The organism is Nocardia sp. NPDC051321, from assembly GCF_044455225.1.
Classification (GTDB): domain Bacteria; phylum Actinomycetota; class Actinomycetes; order Mycobacteriales; family Mycobacteriaceae; genus Nocardia.
The window spans coordinates 461,382-477,642 of record NZ_JBITEM010000001.1; the positions used below are offsets into that span (position 1 = coordinate 461,382).

Genomic DNA, 16,261 nt, shown 5'->3' on the forward strand with positions numbered 1-16,261 from the left:
CGGGAGAGTCAAGCGGTGTGGCAGGTTGGGGAGTCGTGCAGGAGTTCTTTCGGAATGCCGGGGTGCGCGGCTGGGTGCATGCCCAGTGTTTCGACTGCGGTGCGGAGGCCGGGTCGGGTGCCGACGAGCCAGTGGTGCTCGCCTCGGTGGTGAAGGTGCCGCTGGTGCTGGAGTTCGCCCGTCAGGTGGCGGCGGGTCAGCTTGATCCGACCGACCGGGTGCGCGCGGGCGGCGCGGATCGCCTCGGCGGGGTCGGCACGGCGGGTTGTCATGACGATGTCGACCTGAGCCTGCGTGACGCCGCGTTCTTCGCCCTCACGTTGAGCGACAACACCGCCGCGGACCTGCTGTTCGACCGGGTCGGCCTCGACAATGTGCGGTCGCTGGTGCGCGAACTCGGCCTCGAGTCGACCCGTATCGTCGGCGCACCGCGAAACATCGTGCAGAGCATGGCCGACGACATCGGCGCGCCCGACGCCGCGGAGTTCGCCGAGAGGTTCCCGGCGCTCACGGCCGACGAGGTCCTCGGCACTCGTGCCCTGGATCCGCACCGGACCACCGCGAGCACGCCGCGGGAGATGACCCGCCTGCTCACGCTGATCGGTCAGGATCGCGCCGGTCCCGCCGAGGCGTGCCGGTGGGTCCGGGATCTCATGCGCCAGCAGGTGAATTGGCATCGGCTCGCCGGTGCGTTTCCGCCGGAGGTGCAGGTGTGGGCCAAGACCGGCACGTTGCCCGGGATACGCAATGAGATCGGCGTGCTGGAGTACCCGGACGGAACCCGTTATGCCGTATCGGTTTTCACCAGGGTGAGCACCCTTGCCCAACGGTTGCCCGAGGTGGATCGTGCGATCGGCGCCGTCGCCGCGCACGCGATCGGCCGGATCTCTCACGGCCTGCCGTACACCACATGCCACGGTCGCTGCGGCGCGGACTGAACCGCGGCGGGGCGAGAGGCGCCGTCGCCCTGCACAACTCGCACGATCAGCTCGGCGAGTTCGGGTACCAGCGGGTGCGGCGCGGTCGCGGGCCAGGCCAGCGAGAGCCGCCAGCTCAGCGTGCCCTCGGGTAGCGGCCGCCAGACGACCCTCGGTTCCTTCTGTGCCACCATGCCCTGATCGAAGGCGACGCCGCGGCCGGAAAGCACCATGCCGAGCACGAATTCGGGATTGCGGGCATGCTGCACCCGCGCGGGTTTGAAGCCGTGCTCCCAGCAGGTGCGCAGCGTCGCGTCGTAGAGTCCCGGCGCGGCCGCCCGCGGGAAGATCACCAACCCGAGTCCGGCCAGATCGGCGAGGGTGAGCGAAGAACGCACGGCCAGTGGTGAATCGCGCGGCAGCACCACGCCGACGGGCGTGTCCACGGCTGGGCCGAGCTCGAGGCCGACCACGTCGACCGGATGCTGCAGCAGGCCCGCGTCGAGCTGCCGGTCGGCGAGCAGGCGGACCTGCTCGGCGGTGGTCAGCTCCTGCAGATCCACTCGTACGTCACGGCTTTCGAACGCGGTGAGGATCGCGGCGAGCAGCCGCCCCGCCAGTTCCGGCGGTACACCGACCCGCAACGCGTCCATCTCGCCGCGATGCGCCTTGCCGACCAGCGAGGTCGTGCGCTCCCAGCGGGCGAGTAGCTCGCGGGACTCCGCGAGCAGGATCTGGCCGGCCTCGGTGAGCTCGACCCGGCGGCTGTTCCGATCGAACAGCCGGGCACCGAGGTCGTGTTCGAGCTTGCGGATGCGTTGACTCAACGGCGGCTGGGCGATACCGAGGCGCTCGGCGGCCCGGCCGAAATGCAGTTCTTCGGCGACGGCAACGAAGTACCGCAGCTGACGCAGCATGTCCACGCTGCGACGATATCTGTTTCGATATCGCCGGACGGCCGCGCCGGTCTTGGACAGCGGGATCGCCCCTGTGTTGTGGTGCCTGCATGACAGGTTTAGGTCGTCGGAAATTCTTAGGTGTCACCGCGGGCGTGGCCGTGCTCGCAGGCGTAGCGGCATGTGGCGGAACAGAATCCGCTAGCCCGGCGGTCGGCAGCCCGACCCGGGCTCCGGGCGGGGTCACGCTGCGCTGGTGGGGTAACAACGGCTGGGAGATCCGGCTGCCCGGCGGCAAAACGGTGCTGATCGACCCGTGGCTGACCAGGTTCCATACCGGCACCTATACCGATGCGGGCGCCGACCCGAACACCCCGATCACCGTCGACACGGCACTCATCGACCACTATGTGGACAGGGGTGAACTGCGCGCCGACCACATCCTGGTCACCCACGGTCACTACGACCATCTCACCGACGTGCCCTACCTGGCGAAGAAGACCGGCGCCACGGTGCTGGGCACCGAGACCCATCTCAACCTGATGGCCGCGCTCGGCGCACCGGAAGACCAGCTCTCGATCACCACCGGCGGCGAGCACCTTCGCTTCGACGGCTACACCATTCGCGCGCTGCGCTCGTTGCATTCGGCCTCCGGTGCCAGAGCCGAGGTGGCTTTCGCCGGCACCCGGCCGGGTCTCGGTGCGGGAAAGTTACCGGAGCCCAAAGTGATTCGCCATCTGGTCGAGGGTGGCACGCTGGCCTACGAGGTGAGCGGCGGCGGGGTGAGCGTGCTGAACTTCGGCGGCTCGAACTACATCGAGTCCGAGCTGGCGGGTCTGCGTCCGGACGTGCTGCTGTTGCCCGCGGGCGGCGGCAAGATCTACGACTACGTCGCACGATTGCTGCGCGCGACTGGCAATCCGCGCTACGTAATTCCCACGCACTGGGACGATTTCGACTATCCACTCGCCGAGCCCGCGCGCGACTGGGGTGGTCTCGAATCGCTGCGCAAGGCGGTCGCGCAAGCCAGTCCCACCAGCGAGTTCGTCACGGTCGACCACTTGAAGACCTTCACCCCCTGAGCCTGCCAATTGTCGCCATCCGAGTCGGCGGCCACATCGGCAAAGTAGAGGAGATCGCCTCATACCGCCACGGGGCGGCCCGGGCATACGTTTCTTCTCGCCACCAGCGACGTTCAGCGCCAGGTAGCTGATCACCGCCTGACTCGAGGAGCCCCTGTGCAGAAGATCTATTACGCCGCACACGCTTACATGATCATCGGGGTGATCAGCGGGTTGTTCTATCGCGAATTCACCAAGCTGAACGACTTCACGGGTGACACCCAGCTGGCGGCCGTGCACACGCACCTGCTTGCGCTCGGCATGTTGTTCCACCTGATTCTGCTGGTGCTGGAGAAGCTGTTCGCGTTATCGTCGAGCAAGCTCTTCACCTGGTCCTTCTGGACCTACAACGCAGGCGTCGTGCTCACCGTCGCCATCATGACCGTGCACGGCTGCCAAACTGTGCTTGGCGTGCGCACCAGCGCGGCCGTCTCCGGAACCGCGGGGATCGGGCACATCGTACTGACGGTCGGCCTGATCCTGTTCTTCGTCAACCTCGGCCGACGTATTTCGGAACTTACTGCGAAACAGCCGATTTCGACAGATGTGGCAGCGACTGCGGAGCGTGGGGCCGAACTTCGGCCGGTGTGACCGGACGGGTTACCACTGCCGCCGCGACCCCAGAGCTCACCGGGCCAGCCGAATTTCTCGACGCTATCGCCAAATTGCTTGCTGCCCAGGCTGGTTCGCCGAACGCCTAATCGCGCCGCGTATCGACCGCCAACTCCCCGGAATATCAGGAGATCCTATGACCACCGGACACCGCACCGACCTCTGGCGACTGGATGCGACATCACTTGCGGCCATGATCGCCGCGCAAGAGATTACGGCCACGCAGGTGCTCGTGGCGCACCTCGACCGCATCACGGAAGTCGATCCGGTGGTCGGCGCCATGACTTCAGTGCACACCGAAACCGCGCTGGCCGCAGCCGAAGCCGCCGACCGGCACACGGGTCATAGAGGCTCGCTACACGGCGTTCCGTTCACCGTAAAGAACAACCTCGATGTGGCAGGCAGCCCAACGACCTGGGGAGTTACCGCGTTCGCCGACGCCGTCGCACCCGTCGACGCGCCGATCGTTGCCGCATTGCGCCGGGCGGGCGCGATTCCGATCGGCCGAACTAACATGCCGGACTTCGCCACCCGATGGCACACCGACAATGACGTCGCGGGCCCGACGTTCAATCCCTGGGACGCCTCGCGCAGCCCCGGCGGTTCCAGTGGCGGCGACGCGGTCGCCGTCGCCACCGGTATGACCCCGCTCGGACTCGGTACCGACTTCGGCGGATCGCTGCGCGTGCCCGCCGCGTTCTGCGGTGTCACCTCGTTGCGCACGACACCGGGCCGGGTCGCGGTGGCCTCGAGCCTGCCGGGCCCACCGCCGTCGCCCACCCTCCAAATGTTCGCCGCGCCAGGACCGGTGGCGCGATCGGTGGGTGATCTCGCGCTGGTTTTCGATGCCGTCATCGGCGGCGATCCGCGTGATCCCGCCTGGGTTCCGGTGCGGGACCCGGATGTTGCGCCGACCGGAGCGCTACCGGCAGTCGCGGTGACCTTCGACGGCGGTGCCGACCGGGTCGCCCCGCAGGTGCGCGACGCGGTGCGGTCGGCCGCGGACGCGCTCGACCGGGCCGGTTATCCGGTCACCGAGCTCGCGCCGCCACAACTGGCGGACGTCGCCACCGCCTACGGCCGGTTGGTGTCGACCGAGGTGGTGGTGCAGCGGCTGGAATTGATGCGCACAGTAGGTAGTGCCGGATTGAACGCGTTCATCGACGCCGCATTAGATCTATTTCCGCCCTTGGATTTGGCGGGATATATGGGAGCGCTTGGCGATCGCCTCACCGTGCGCGCGGCCTGGTCCCAATTCCTGACCGAATATCCGATCGTCCTCGGACCCGTGTCGTCCGCGCCGCCATGGCCGGTGGGATACGACATCGGCGGGGCCGCGAACGTGGCCACGATGTATTCGGCGCAACGACTCACCATCGCGGCCAACTACCTTGCGCTGCCCGCGGTTACGCTGCCGGCCGGACAGACGGCCGAGGGGCTGCCGCTAGGCGTTCAACTGATCACCGCACCGTTCGCCGAGCGCCGCGGCCTCGCGGCGGCCACGGTGCTCGAGCACGCCTTCCGGATCGAGACGCCGGTGGATCCGAGACGGTGACGGTCACCCACCACTAGCGCACCAGGAGAAACGTGCTGATCCCCCTCGCTTACGGTCTGGCGATTCTGCTCGACCTGTTGATCATCTTCATCGGCGTGCGGTTCTTCCGCAGGCCCGATGCCGCCGCCGCGGGCTTCGGCGTCCCCGCCAGGTCGGCCGGTGACGCGGGCACCTACCTGACCGTCAAGGGGCTGCGCGATGTCACCTCCGGCGTTATCGGTCTCGTCGTACTCGCTTGCGCCGGAGCGCATCCCGCGGGCTGGGCGATGCTGGCCGTCGCGCTCACGCCGTTCGGTGACACGGCCATCGTGCTGCGCAACGGCGGTACAAAGACCGCTGCCTTTGGAATCCACTTCGCTACCGCGGTGATCGTGCTGATCAGCGCTGCCCTACTGCTCGCTGCCTGATGTCTGGAGTTTTGACAATGACCAAAGAAGATTCAACCGTGAAGAGTTGGCAGACAGGCGCATTGGTGGCATCCACCGTCGTCTCCGGGCTGATGGCGGGACTGTTCGCCGGCTTCGCGTATTCGGTGATGCCCGGCTTGAAACAGAGCGGGGATCACGCGTTCGTCGAGGTGATGCAGAACATCAACGTCGCGATCGTGAATCCACTCTTCATGAGCCTGTTCATGGGCGGCGTCGCGGTGGGAGCCGTTGCGGTGGCTGGCCTTTGGCGCGGTGCGGACAGCCGGTTGCGCGCCTGGTTGTTCGCCGGGCTGCTGTCCTATGTGGTGATGCTCGGCATCACCACCGGGATCAACGTGCCGCTGAACGATCAGTTGGCTGCCGCCGGTGCGCCGGACCAGGCGGATCTGGCTGCGGTGCGGTCGGCCTTCGAGGACAAGTGGGTGCTGTGGAACAGCGCAAGGGCGGTCGCCAACCTGGTCTCGTTCGGCAGCTTCGCCTGGGCGCTGGTGCTGCTCGGCCGGGTCCGGAAGACGGCACCGGTCAGTCCAATTGGAGGCGTGCCAGCGCGACCCGGCTGGTGACGCCGAGCTTCGGATAGGCGCGATAGAGATGGTTCCCCACGGTTTTGGGGCTCAGGAACAGTTGGGCGCCGATCTCCTTGTTGGTCGCACCGGCGGCGGCCAGCCGAACCACCTGGAGTTCTTGGGACGTGAGGAGTGCGGCCAGATCCGACGGGGTCCGGTCGCTCGCTGCGGTGTCGATCACGCCGACGCCCGCGGCACGCAGCTCGTTGCGTGCGCGCTCCGCCCACGGGTGCGCGTGCAGTCGCTCGAAGATCTCCAGCGCCATCCGCAATTCCGAGCGCGCCTCCGTCAAATACCTTTCCCGGCGCAACCATTCGCCGTACAGCAATCCGGTGCGCGCCTGATCGAACCAACGCCCCTCGGCGACATGAACTTTCAGCGCCTGCGCAAAGAGGGCGCCGTCGTCGTCGAGCATGGCGCGGCAGCGCAATTCGTGTGCTCGGACCCACGCCGAACCGGTGGCCGCCGACCATTGTTCGAGCAACGCCATCGGTTCGCGCGCGCGTTCCGGTCGGCGGAGGCGCACTGCGGCTTCCACATAGTCACTCAGCAAGTGAATCCATTGGCCGAGTGCGTGATTCGGGTCTCGATGGATCGCCTCCAGCCGGTCAACGGCCGCCTCGTGCCGACCGGAACCCAGATCGAGCAGCGCCAGCGCCCAACCACTTCGGGCCGCGCCGATCGAGTTGAATCCCCGATCCGCCTGCCGCAGCGCGCGTCTGGCGAAGTCCCGGCAGGCGGCCTCGTCGCCGCGGATGGCCGCGAGGATGGACAGGACGGAATGGACCTGGCAGACCTGGCCCGGCTGGCTGATATCCTCGGCGATCCGCAACGCGTCGGTCAGCGCCACCTCCGCCTCGCGGAACCGGCCGAGCAGTAACTCGGCCATCCCGAGGCCGCAGCCGACGGTGGGCAGCCAGCCCACCATGCCCTGCTCCCGGCATTCGATGGCCAACCCGGCCAGGATTTCTCGCGCCACGCCGAGGTCGCTGGCGATGATCGACTGGACCGCCATGGTGAACCGCATGGCCGGTGGACCGCCGGAAACCGCCTTGATGCGCGCGACGTTGGCACGAATCAGCTGTACTCCGGTCACCGGGTCCACCGAGTGCAGTGCGAGCGGACCGTCGATCACCGTGATCATGTCGGCCAGCAGTGGGCTGGTTGGTAGCTCGGCCAGCCGTGCCCGCGCTGCCCGGACGCCGGCCAGATCACCGGTGGTCCAAGCGGTTTGGGCGGCCTCGACCAGCATCTTCGCCGCCATCTCCGGTTCGACCGTTGCGACCCGCACGGCCGCGGTGAGCAGCAGCTCGTAGGCGACCTGCAGCGCGCCACGATCGAACTCGATCCTGGCCTGCACACCGGCCAGCCGGGCGGCCGCGATCGGGTCCGTGGCGAGCCGCTTGGTCTCGGTGATCAGGCCGAGTGCGCGTTCCGGGCGGCCCGCGTCCGCGGCGGCCTCGACCGCGAGCACGAGGCGGCGCACCCGGTCGGCCGGGTCCGGCGTGAGCCGCGCCGATCGCTCGAGCGCGACCGCGGCGGTGGCGTAACCGGTTCGGGCGCAAGCATTTTCGGCGGCCACCTGCAAAGCGGCGGCCACCTCCTCGTCCGGCCCGCTCGCGGCACCGGCGAGATGCCAGGCCCGGCGATCGGGATCATCGGTGATAGCGGCGGCGATCGCGGCGTGTACGGCGCGGCGCTGGGTGAACGTGGCGGACTGGTAGACGGCGGCGCGCCGGAGTGGATGGCGGAAGGCGATCGTCAGTTCCGACACCGTCAGCATGCCGGTCGGCTCCGTGGCGGCCAGCACCTCCTCGGTCAACCCGAGACCGGTCAGCACGCGCAACACCAAAGCTAGATCGCCGGTCTCCTCGGCGGCCACGACCAGCAGGGCGGTCCGGATCGACTCGGGCTGATCCAGGAGATGGCATTGATAGCCGCTGCGCAACCGATCCGGCAGCGGAAGTGGGCCGACGGGAAGCAGATCCAGGTTCATGCCGGGCATTTCCAGCAAGGCAAGCGGATTGCCCGCGGCCTCGGCCAGCACCCGGTCACGGGTCTCCGGCGCCAGCTTCGGCACGGTCTCGGCGAGCAGGGCGCGGGACGCTTGCGGGTCGAGCGGACCGAGTCGCAGCTCGGTCAGTCCCTGCGCGGCGAACTCCGTCCGTGCGGCGAATAACACGACAACACCTTCGGCGCCCAGCCGACGGGCGACGAACAACATTGCCTCGATCGATGGTTGATCCACCCAGTGCGCGTCGTCCACCAGCACCAGCACCGGTCCGGCCGCGGACAGTTCGGCCAGCAGCGACAAGGTGCCGAGGCCGACCAGGAACCGATCCTCGGTGCGCGGCGACCCATCGAGTCCGAACGCACCACGCACCGCGGCCGCTTGCAACGGCGGCAGCGCGGCGAGCCGGTCCATCGCCCCGGCGAGCAGCAACTGCAGCCCGGCGAACGGCAGTTCGGACTCGCACTCGACGCCAGTGCAGCGCAACACCTGCCAGCTGTCATCGACCATGTTCGCCGCCCGGTCGAGCAGCGCCGACTTGCCGACACCGGGTTCGGCGACGATCGCCAAGGAACCACTCGAGCCCGTCCTCGCGTCTTCGAGCAACTGGCTGATCTGTCGCTCTTCGCGGGCCCGACCGTATAGCACTGCGTCAACCTAAGGGGCGTCGTGCAGATTCAGCAAGCCGGCGGCGAACTCCGGAATGGATGGTCGACTACCCCGAGAGTTGTCCGTCGGCGAACCCATTGCGGGAGGCACGCCGATAGCTGCCCGGCGCGGCGCCGTATTCGCGTTTGAATGCCTTCGCGAAGGCGAACTCCGAGCGGTAACCGGTGCGTTCGGCCACGGTCGACAGCCGGGCATCGGTTTCCCGGAGCAGCCTGCCCGCCGTGGTCATCCGCCAGCTGGTGAGGTAGCTGAGCGGCGGTTCGCCGAGGACGGCGGTGAAACGCTTGGCGAACGCGGCGCGCGACAGCCCGGATGCCCTGCTGAGTTCTTCGACGGTCCACGGATGGCCGGGATCGGCGTGGATGGCGCCGAGCGCGGGCGCGATGAGCGGGTCGGAGACGGCCGCCGACCAGCCTTTCGCGTAATCGTCGGTGATGTCCCGGTACCAGGCTCGCATGATCAACAGCAGCAGTAGGTCGATGAGGGCCGCGACGATGCTGTCGCTGCCTGGACCCGGATCGTCCATCTCGGCGGTCAGCTGGCCGACGGCGACGCGGAGCGCGGGCTGGTGGGCCGCCGCGGGCAGATGGATCACCTCGGGCATGCCCGCGAGCAGCGGATGTTGCCGGGTGATGTCGAGTTTGTAAGCGCCGCAGGCGAGTAGCGTCCTGGCACCAGGTCCGTCCTGATACAGGCCGCAACCGACGACGGGCTGATTCTCCTCGACGGGCACTCGCTGGTCGACCGCCTTGCCATCGATCAGCAGCTCCCTGATGTACGAGCTGTCATCGATTCGATTCTGGGCGAACACATCCGGCGTCAGGGCCGGGTCGCTGCACAGCGTGTGCCCGCTGCCCTGCCGCAGGAACACGATGTCGCCGGTATCGAGGCGGGTCGGCGGGCCGTCGTCGAGCGGGACGAGCAGGCAACTCCCGTGCAGCGCTACATGAAAGCTGGCACCCGAGACCGCGGGAAATCGCATGCTCCACGGCGCTCGCGCATCGGTGCGGGTAAATACCGGGGTACCGGTGCGCAGCGCGGTGAGGGCGTCACTGAATACATCCACCTGCAACCTCACCGCACACCGAAGACGCTCTGACAAAAAAGCGAGCGTATCAGCCATACAATTGGCTACCCAGCGAATTTAACGTCGTCCGTATGACCCCATCGACCAGGAAATTCGTGCCATCGGGTATGGCTGCCGCGGCGGTGCTCATGGTTTTCGCCAGCGGCTGTTCCTCGACCGGCACCACCACCGCGCCTGCTGCGGCACCGGCCGTCGGTCAGTTCGCTTCGTCGAATCCGGGCTCCGTCAACACCTTTTGGATGGACACCCCGGATGGCCTGGTGGTCGTGGATGCTCAGCGCTCGCTGACGGACGCGCGCAGTGCGGTGTCGGCGATCAAGGCCACCGGTCGTCCGGTCGCGGCGGTGTTGATCACCCACTCGCATCCCGACCACGTCGGCGGGATCGGTGTGCTGCACGAGGCTTTTCCGGAGGCGCCGATCTACTCGTCGAAGGTCACCGCGTCGGAGATCCAGACCGACCCGCTGCAGTTCTACGATCTCACCCGGAGCCTGCCGGATTCCGACTACGCGCCCCGAATGACGGTGCCGGACCACACTTTCGAGCCGGGGGCCACGGTCGGCATCGGCGGCACCGAGCTCCGGTCGGCCGACTTCGAGCCCGGTGAGTCGGCGGCGGCCACCGCCTACTTCGAGCCGCGCAGCGGCACGCTGTTCGCGGGTGACCTCGTCGCCGACCAGGCCACTCCCGCACTGCTGGAAGGACATTCGTGCGGATGGCTCGTTGATCTCGACAAGCTGACCGAGCGATTCCCCGGCATCCGCACGATCTATCCCGGCCACGGTGCTCCGGCGGGCCCGGAGCTGATCGACCAGCAGCGAACCTATTTGCGGAAGGTCCGCGGTCTGGTCCGCACCGCCATAGCTCCCGCCTCGCCCGGCGCCGCCGAGGTGACCGACGACGAACAACGGTCGATTCTGGCCGAACTCGACCGCAGCTACCCCGGGTACCCCGCCGTCGCCTCGCTGCCGACGATGCCACAGCTCAACGTCCAGACCGTGGCCAAGGAAGAGCGAGCCGAGGACGCGAACGCACTGCCTTCCTCGTGCAAGTGAGGGTCTACTCGGCGGTGACGGTCTGGTCCCAGTCGATGGAGTAGTAGTGGGTGTGGCGGAACATCTCTTCCGGCGCGGGGAGGGCGGGTTTCCCCGCTGGCTTGCCCTCCGCCTTGGCCTTGTTGGTGCCGCGTGCGCCGTCGGCGATGGCCGTCACTCGGGGGCGGCGCAGCCGCTCGTACGCGGCGAAGGCCGCGGGAACGGGTAGGTCGCGCAGGCACCGCGCGAGTTCGACGGCACTTTCGATGGCCAGCGACGCACCCTGTCCGGAACTGGATGACGGCGCGTGTGCCGAATCGCCGACCAGCACGATTCGCCCACGGTGCCAGGTCGGCACCGACGGCATCAGTTCCATCGGACCGACGACGGTGACGTCCTCGGGCGCGGTGTGGGCAAGCAGTGCCTCGCCGGGCAGGTGCCCCGCGTACAACTCGCGCAGCCGGGTCAGCCACTCGGCGTTGGAGATCGCGGTGGTTTCCGCCGCGGTCATCGGTTCGGTGCGCGGCAGGCTGGCGAACCAGACCGTGTTTTTATCGCTGTCACCGGAATTCGGATCGTCGCGCCCACCGCGGCCGACACCGATCATGGCACCGGCCGGGACGCCGTAGTAGCCGAGAAAGTGCTGACCGAAGGCGAAATACATCATCCCGTCTTTCGTCACCACGTCGCTGCCGCGAGCGATGCCGCCGAAGCTCAGTACACCGCCGTATTCCGGGCCGGGGGCGGCAGGGTCGATGAGTGTGCGCACGGTGGACCGGATGCCGTCGGCCCCGATCAAGACGTCGGCGGTCGCGGTGCTCCCGTCGGCGAATGTCGCGGTCACCGCGTCGGCGGTTTCGCTGACGGAGACGAGTTTCTTGTCGTATTCGAAGTGCACGCCGCCCGCCGCCGCGTGGTCGGCCAACGCTCGGAAAAGGTCGGCGCGCGCCATGACTCGGGTCGCAGGCAGATCCGGGAAGCCGGCGAACTCGGTGAAGATGTTGCCGTTGGCGTCGCCGAAGATCGATCCGGGGAATTCGAGCCCGAGTGCGTCGATAGCGCGTTCGCCGCCGATGGCCCGCAGCGCCTGCTGGCCGTTGGGAGCGAGGCTCAATCCTGCGCCGATGCCGTCTGCGGCGGTGGGGTAACGCTCGTAGACGGTGGCGTCGATGCCGGCTTTGCGTAATGCCAGCGCGGTCACCGACCCGGCGACGCCGCCGCCGATCACCAATGCTGTTGCGGTCTTGCTCATTTCGGTTCCGATCCGTCGATCTGTGATGCAGTTATAGTATCCAGACAACTAGTGTCTTAGCAACTAGTTGTCTGGAGTCTAGTTTGGCAAATTTGCGCTGAGCCGGAAAGCGCTGTGGGAGAACGCGGTTCACGTGGCCGCCTAAGGAGCCGCGTCCAAGATGAATCGATGAGAACCGATCGCCTGGCGTGCGTCCGCGCCGCAGACGATCATCTGGGGGATGATCACGACCTTCCTCCGAGAGTCTGCGTCGAAATCCGTGCCGGAAACAGTCATCATTTCCCAGGCTCGACTGTGAATCCGTCACGGCCGTAAGCCAATCTCCAGCGGCGAAATATCAGAGGAACTCCATGATTCGGGTGCTTGTGGCCGACGACATGAAACTCATCAGGGGTGCGCTCGCGAACCTGCTGGATCAACAGCCCGATCTCGAAGTGGTAGCCCAGGTCTACTGCGGCCGAATGATCGTGTCGAGCGCACTCGAACACCGGCCCGACATCGCCATCCTCGACATCGATATGCCCGGCATGGACGGTCTGACCGCCGCCACCGATCTGCGCGAAAAGCTCCCCTCCTGCCGAATTTTGATCCTCACCTCGCTCTGTAGCGTCGCCAACCTGCGCCGAGCCATGCTCACCGCCCAGGTCGGCGGCTTCCTCACCAAGGACATACCGCCACAGGAGCTCACCGCCGCGATCCGGCAGGTCGCCGCGGGCCGGCGCGTGATCGACCCGGCACTCGCCGCACAGGCACTCACCCTCCCGGCCAACCCGCTGACCCCGCGCGAAATCGCCGTGCTCCGACTGGCCAGGGGCGGCAGCACCGCCGGCGAGATCGCCACCGAGCTCTTCATCGCTCGCTCGACCGTCCGCAACTACTTGAGCGCTGCCGTTGCCAAGCTCAATGCCCGCACCCTGCTGGATGCGGTGCGGATCGCGACCGAGGAGGCTTGGCTGTGATCGGCAAATCAGCGACAGCACGCAGTTGTCAGCCGGGATAGACACCGGCGACGAAGGCGCCCTTCGTCGTGTACGACCGGATCGGCTTCAGCGTCGCTGTGTCATAGGTGACCAGCGAGGTGTCGAGGTTTGCCAGGTTGGCCATGAACGGGTCCCAAGCATTCTGTTTCGAGTGGTACCACCCGGCCAGCGGGCTGAAGTAGATCAGTGGTGTGCCATCCGAAACGATCGACAGGTAGGCGGTTCGGCCATCGGGGGAGAAGCCCGCGTAAACCGCCGCGCCGTCGGTTGCGAAGCGGTTCAGCTGCGCGCCGGTCCTGGCGTCGAGCACGATCACTTCGTCGGAGCCGTAGTTGCTCACCCACAACTGGGTGCCGTCGGGGGTCAGGGTCGCCGAGATCGGTTCCGCCCAGAGGTTCGGGAATATCACGGTATTGCGCACCGTCCAGGTACGGACGTCGACCATCGTGACGCCGGACCAGAAGTTGATCGCGTACAGCGTCTCGCCGTCCGCCGACAGCGCACCCCAGCCGGGGGCGGCCCCATTGAGAAACAGCGGCGGCGCGATGACCGCACCGGTATAGGCATCGTATTTCGTCAATATCCCGGCCGCCGACATGACGTAAATAGCTGAGCCGTCCGGAGATACCTCGATGTGCGCAGGACCGGGCGGGAACAGGACCGGTAGCGTCCGCACGACTTCCAGGGTGTGGGTATCGATCACCTGCACCATCGACAGGGCGGTGGGGACGAACAGATAGCGCGCGTCACGCGACAGGATGATGGTCGCGTAGGGCGCTCCGAGCGTCTGGATCCGTTTGACGACCTGGCCGCTCGGCATGTCGATCACCGTGACGCTCCAGGTCAACGGGTTCACCGGGCCGAAGTTGCCGACGAACATACGCGAGCCGTCGGGCAGTGCCTTGATGACCATGGGATGGTCGCCGACCTGGGGCACTTCCTGCTGTACCGCCGAGGTGGCGGGGTCGATCCGCAGCACCGATCCCGTGCCGTAGTTCGGTATCCAGATCGGTCCGTCCGGCCCGCTCGTCGAACCCGATATCGATGGATTCGCCAGTGCGGCAACCGAAGTCAAGACGAAGATGGTCACAAAGGTCACGATGAGGACCGTGGTGCGCCGGAACAGCCTGGATACATTTCTGCCGATGTGCTCGAACACGCTAAGAACTCATTCTGTGTTGACCGACGGGTGCTGAATCGCGCTGATTTGGGCAGCGGCGTGGCATTTCTCTGCCGTGACGAACCACAGCTCGAGTCCGGTTCCACGGTCCCCCGACCGGATATGCAGGGATTGATCGCCGGTGATCGGCGCGTTGTACTCGATGATCGCGCGATACGGCTGGGCAAGCAGGCCGGAGTGGGCGGGCAGGAATTGCTCGACGGCCTGCCAATACGCGGCATTGTTCATGTGCATCAGGAGGTCGATATCGACCTCCCGGATCGGGTAGGTCAGATCACCTGCCGACCGCTGCGGCGGGGTTGCGTCGAGCATCGGGGCCCAGCGCAGCCGGAGCTGATCGGTGGTGGCGGCCAGATGCGCGAAGCCGGAATCACTGATTCGTGCTGTCGTGCCTGCCTTTTCGTCGACGTTGATCCAGAACGCCTCGGTCTCGATCAGTCCGCCCGCGTCGCTGGTGATTCGGACCCGCATATTCGCCCATCGGGTCGAGACGCCGGAACACCAGCGGCGCAGCGTGACATGGTCGGGCCACCGAACCGGCTTGATCACCTCGATTACGGTGCGCCGCACGATCCAGGCCGGATCGGAGTCGACAAAGCCGCTGGCGTTCAAGTCTTCCCACGCGATGTCCTGCAAGTAGCGTGCGATGCCGTCGAGCCGGAGCCGGCCGTGGCGATCGACATCGGCGGCGCGTACCGGCCAGCGGGTCGTATAGCCGGCGGCCTTGTCGGGCGGATCCGGAAGTGTGCTGACAGCGTCTGTCATCTGACCTCTATCTGCGTATGGGCGCGGTGCTGGGCGACGGCTTCGCTACTGCAGGGTCGGGAGCCACAACGGAACGCCGGGACCGACCTTCGTTGGAATCGGATCCCCGACGATCTGGTCCGTGCGCGGATCGAAGACGATCACCTGTCCCGGCGTGAGCCCGACACCCATGGTGACGAGGTTGCCGAATAAGAGCGGGTCCAGCAGTGGGCCCGGGTAGGCATTCGTCGACGGTCCGACATCGGAAATGTAGCCGCGGGTTCCGTCCTCGCTGAACATCACGGCGGTCGACGCGCCGGTGGTCGGAATACGTCCGATCACTTCGTCTTTCGCGGTATCGATGATCAGCACGTCTTTGCCGCCGAATACGGTGACATACAACTTGCTGCCATCCGGGGTCAGCGTCGAGACGAACGCCCCGGGATTGCCGGGATGATAGTTGCCGTCCGCGCTGGTGTGGATCAGCTTCGTCACACGCCAGTTCCGCAGATCTATGACGCTGATCGTATTGATCGAGTTGGCATAGAGTTTGGATCCGTCCTTGCTGAATGTGTACCAGAAGGTGCCGAATCCGCCGACGATCAACGGGGGACGGACGACCTTGCCGGTGATCGGATCGATGGCTTCGATCATGCCGGTGTTCATGAAACCGACGTAGAGCAGGTCGTCCGGACCTTGGATCGCTCCCGCCGGTATGTCGGGAAACCGTCCGGTGGCCAGATCCGGGAAACGGAAGCGCCGCACCACGGTATCGGTGGCGACATCGATCACCTCGATCACGAAGCCCACTTCGGGCACGAAGATCTCTTTTCCGTCGTTCGAGGTGAAGATGCCCAGCGGCGGGCTCTCGACCGGAATGGACCTGGTGGTGTTCGACGGCCGGTCGATGACGGTGACGCTCGGGGGTGTGAATCCGAAGTTGTCGACGTATATCTTCTTGCCGTCCTTGGACGCCGCCAGGACGCCGGGTTTGGTATCGGGTCCCGTCGGTACCCGCTGCTGGACGGTGTTGGTTGCCGTGTCGATCACGGCCACGGTGTTGCCCTGCACTTCGGGCAGATACAGTTCGCCGGCCGGTCCCAGCGGCTGCGCGGGCAGATCCGTGGGTGGCGTGGCGTGCGCCGCGCCCGCTGCGACGCATAGCGCGAGCATCGACGAAATGCCGAGACGGCACAGGGTATTCATGTC

Annotated in this window: 15 protein-coding genes; 8 read left to right on the forward strand and 7 right to left on the reverse strand. The window is 66.7% G+C overall.

Annotation, left to right across the window (positions count from 1 at the left end; translation table 11 throughout):
• The first annotated feature begins 35 nt into the window (after window positions 1-35).
• A complete protein-coding gene (locus ACIA8C_RS02140; RefSeq protein WP_397130402.1) occupies window positions 36-938 on the forward strand; it encodes a serine hydrolase in 903 nt (300 codons plus the stop codon).
• Here the strand turns inward: ACIA8C_RS02140 and ACIA8C_RS02145 are convergent.
• Window positions 890-1,834 (reverse strand): LysR family transcriptional regulator, encoded by a 945-nt coding sequence (locus ACIA8C_RS02145; RefSeq protein ID WP_397130738.1) that lies wholly within the window; start codon window positions 1,832-1,834, stop codon window positions 890-892. The two genes, ACIA8C_RS02140 and ACIA8C_RS02145, sit on opposite strands and share 49 nt — an antisense overlap.
• A gap of 134 nt (window positions 1,835-1,968) precedes the next feature.
• On the opposite strand from ACIA8C_RS02145, the gene ACIA8C_RS02150 reads away from it, so the two are divergent.
• From ACIA8C_RS02150 to ACIA8C_RS02170, 5 genes are all read left to right on the forward strand, one after another.
• Window positions 1,969-2,895 carry an MBL fold metallo-hydrolase gene (locus ACIA8C_RS02150; protein ID WP_397130403.1) on the forward strand — a complete coding sequence of 309 codons (927 nt, stop codon included), beginning with the start codon at window positions 1,969-1,971 and terminating at the stop codon, window positions 2,893-2,895.
• Between the two features lie 156 nt (window positions 2,896-3,051).
• A complete protein-coding gene (locus tag ACIA8C_RS02155; RefSeq protein WP_397130404.1) occupies window positions 3,052-3,525 on the forward strand; it encodes a DUF2871 domain-containing protein in 474 nt (157 codons plus the stop codon).
• Between the two features lie 157 nt (window positions 3,526-3,682).
• A complete protein-coding gene (locus tag ACIA8C_RS02160) occupies window positions 3,683-5,101 on the forward strand; it encodes an amidase family protein (protein ID WP_397130405.1) in 1,419 nt (472 codons plus the stop codon).
• 32 nt (window positions 5,102-5,133) lie between these two features.
• Window positions 5,134-5,508: a DUF4267 domain-containing protein gene (locus tag ACIA8C_RS02165; protein WP_397130406.1), complete on the forward strand. Its 375-nt coding sequence runs from the start codon at window positions 5,134-5,136 to the stop codon at window positions 5,506-5,508.
• 65 nt (window positions 5,509-5,573) lie between these two features.
• Complete coding sequence (locus tag ACIA8C_RS02170) at window positions 5,574-6,092, forward strand: DUF1772 domain-containing protein (protein WP_397130407.1); 519 nt, start codon at window positions 5,574-5,576, stop codon at window positions 6,090-6,092.
• On the opposite strand, the gene ACIA8C_RS02175 is transcribed toward ACIA8C_RS02170, so the two are convergent.
• Both ACIA8C_RS02175 and ACIA8C_RS02180 read right to left on the reverse strand, forming a co-directional pair.
• Window positions 6,052-8,754, reverse strand: a complete 2,703-nt coding sequence (locus tag ACIA8C_RS02175; protein WP_397130408.1) for an AAA family ATPase — start codon at window positions 8,752-8,754, stop codon at window positions 6,052-6,054. The two genes, ACIA8C_RS02170 and ACIA8C_RS02175, sit on opposite strands and share 41 nt — an antisense overlap.
• A 67-nt stretch (window positions 8,755-8,821) precedes the next feature.
• Window positions 8,822-9,841: an AraC family transcriptional regulator gene (locus ACIA8C_RS02180; protein ID WP_397130409.1), complete on the reverse strand. Its 1,020-nt coding sequence runs from the start codon at window positions 9,839-9,841 to the stop codon at window positions 8,822-8,824.
• Between the two features lie 92 nt (window positions 9,842-9,933).
• On the opposite strand from ACIA8C_RS02180, the gene ACIA8C_RS02185 reads away from it, so the two are divergent.
• Window positions 9,934-10,917, forward strand: a complete 984-nt coding sequence (locus ACIA8C_RS02185) for an MBL fold metallo-hydrolase (protein WP_397130410.1) — start codon at window positions 9,934-9,936, stop codon at window positions 10,915-10,917.
• 4 nt (window positions 10,918-10,921) lie between these two features.
• Here the strand turns inward: ACIA8C_RS02185 and ACIA8C_RS02190 are convergent, their stop codons facing one another.
• Window positions 10,922-12,148: an FAD-dependent oxidoreductase gene (locus tag ACIA8C_RS02190; RefSeq protein ID WP_397130411.1), complete on the reverse strand. Its 1,227-nt coding sequence runs from the start codon at window positions 12,146-12,148 to the stop codon at window positions 10,922-10,924.
• Window positions 12,149-12,498: 350 nt separating this feature from the next.
• On the opposite strand from ACIA8C_RS02190, the gene ACIA8C_RS02195 reads away from it, so the two are divergent.
• A complete protein-coding gene (locus ACIA8C_RS02195; protein ID WP_397130412.1) occupies window positions 12,499-13,107 on the forward strand; it encodes a DNA-binding response regulator in 609 nt (202 codons plus the stop codon).
• 28 nt (window positions 13,108-13,135) lie between these two features.
• Here ACIA8C_RS02195 and ACIA8C_RS02200 read toward each other — a convergent pair whose 3' ends face one another.
• The 3 genes from ACIA8C_RS02200 to ACIA8C_RS02210 all read right to left on the reverse strand — a co-directional run bounded on the left by ACIA8C_RS02200 (window position 13,136) and on the right by ACIA8C_RS02210 (window position 16,258).
• A complete protein-coding gene (locus tag ACIA8C_RS02200) occupies window positions 13,136-14,227 on the reverse strand; it encodes a hypothetical protein (RefSeq protein ID WP_397130413.1) in 1,092 nt (363 codons plus the stop codon).
• A 69-nt stretch (window positions 14,228-14,296) separates the two neighbouring features.
• On the reverse strand, window positions 14,297-15,073 hold the full coding sequence (locus tag ACIA8C_RS02205) for an acyl-[acyl-carrier-protein] thioesterase (RefSeq protein WP_397130414.1): 777 nt from the start codon (window positions 15,071-15,073) through the stop codon (window positions 14,297-14,299).
• 45 nt (window positions 15,074-15,118) lie between these two features.
• Window positions 15,119-16,258, reverse strand: a complete 1,140-nt coding sequence (locus tag ACIA8C_RS02210; RefSeq protein ID WP_397130415.1) for a YncE family protein — start codon at window positions 16,256-16,258, stop codon at window positions 15,119-15,121.
• Between the last annotated feature and the right edge of the window lie 3 nt (window positions 16,259-16,261).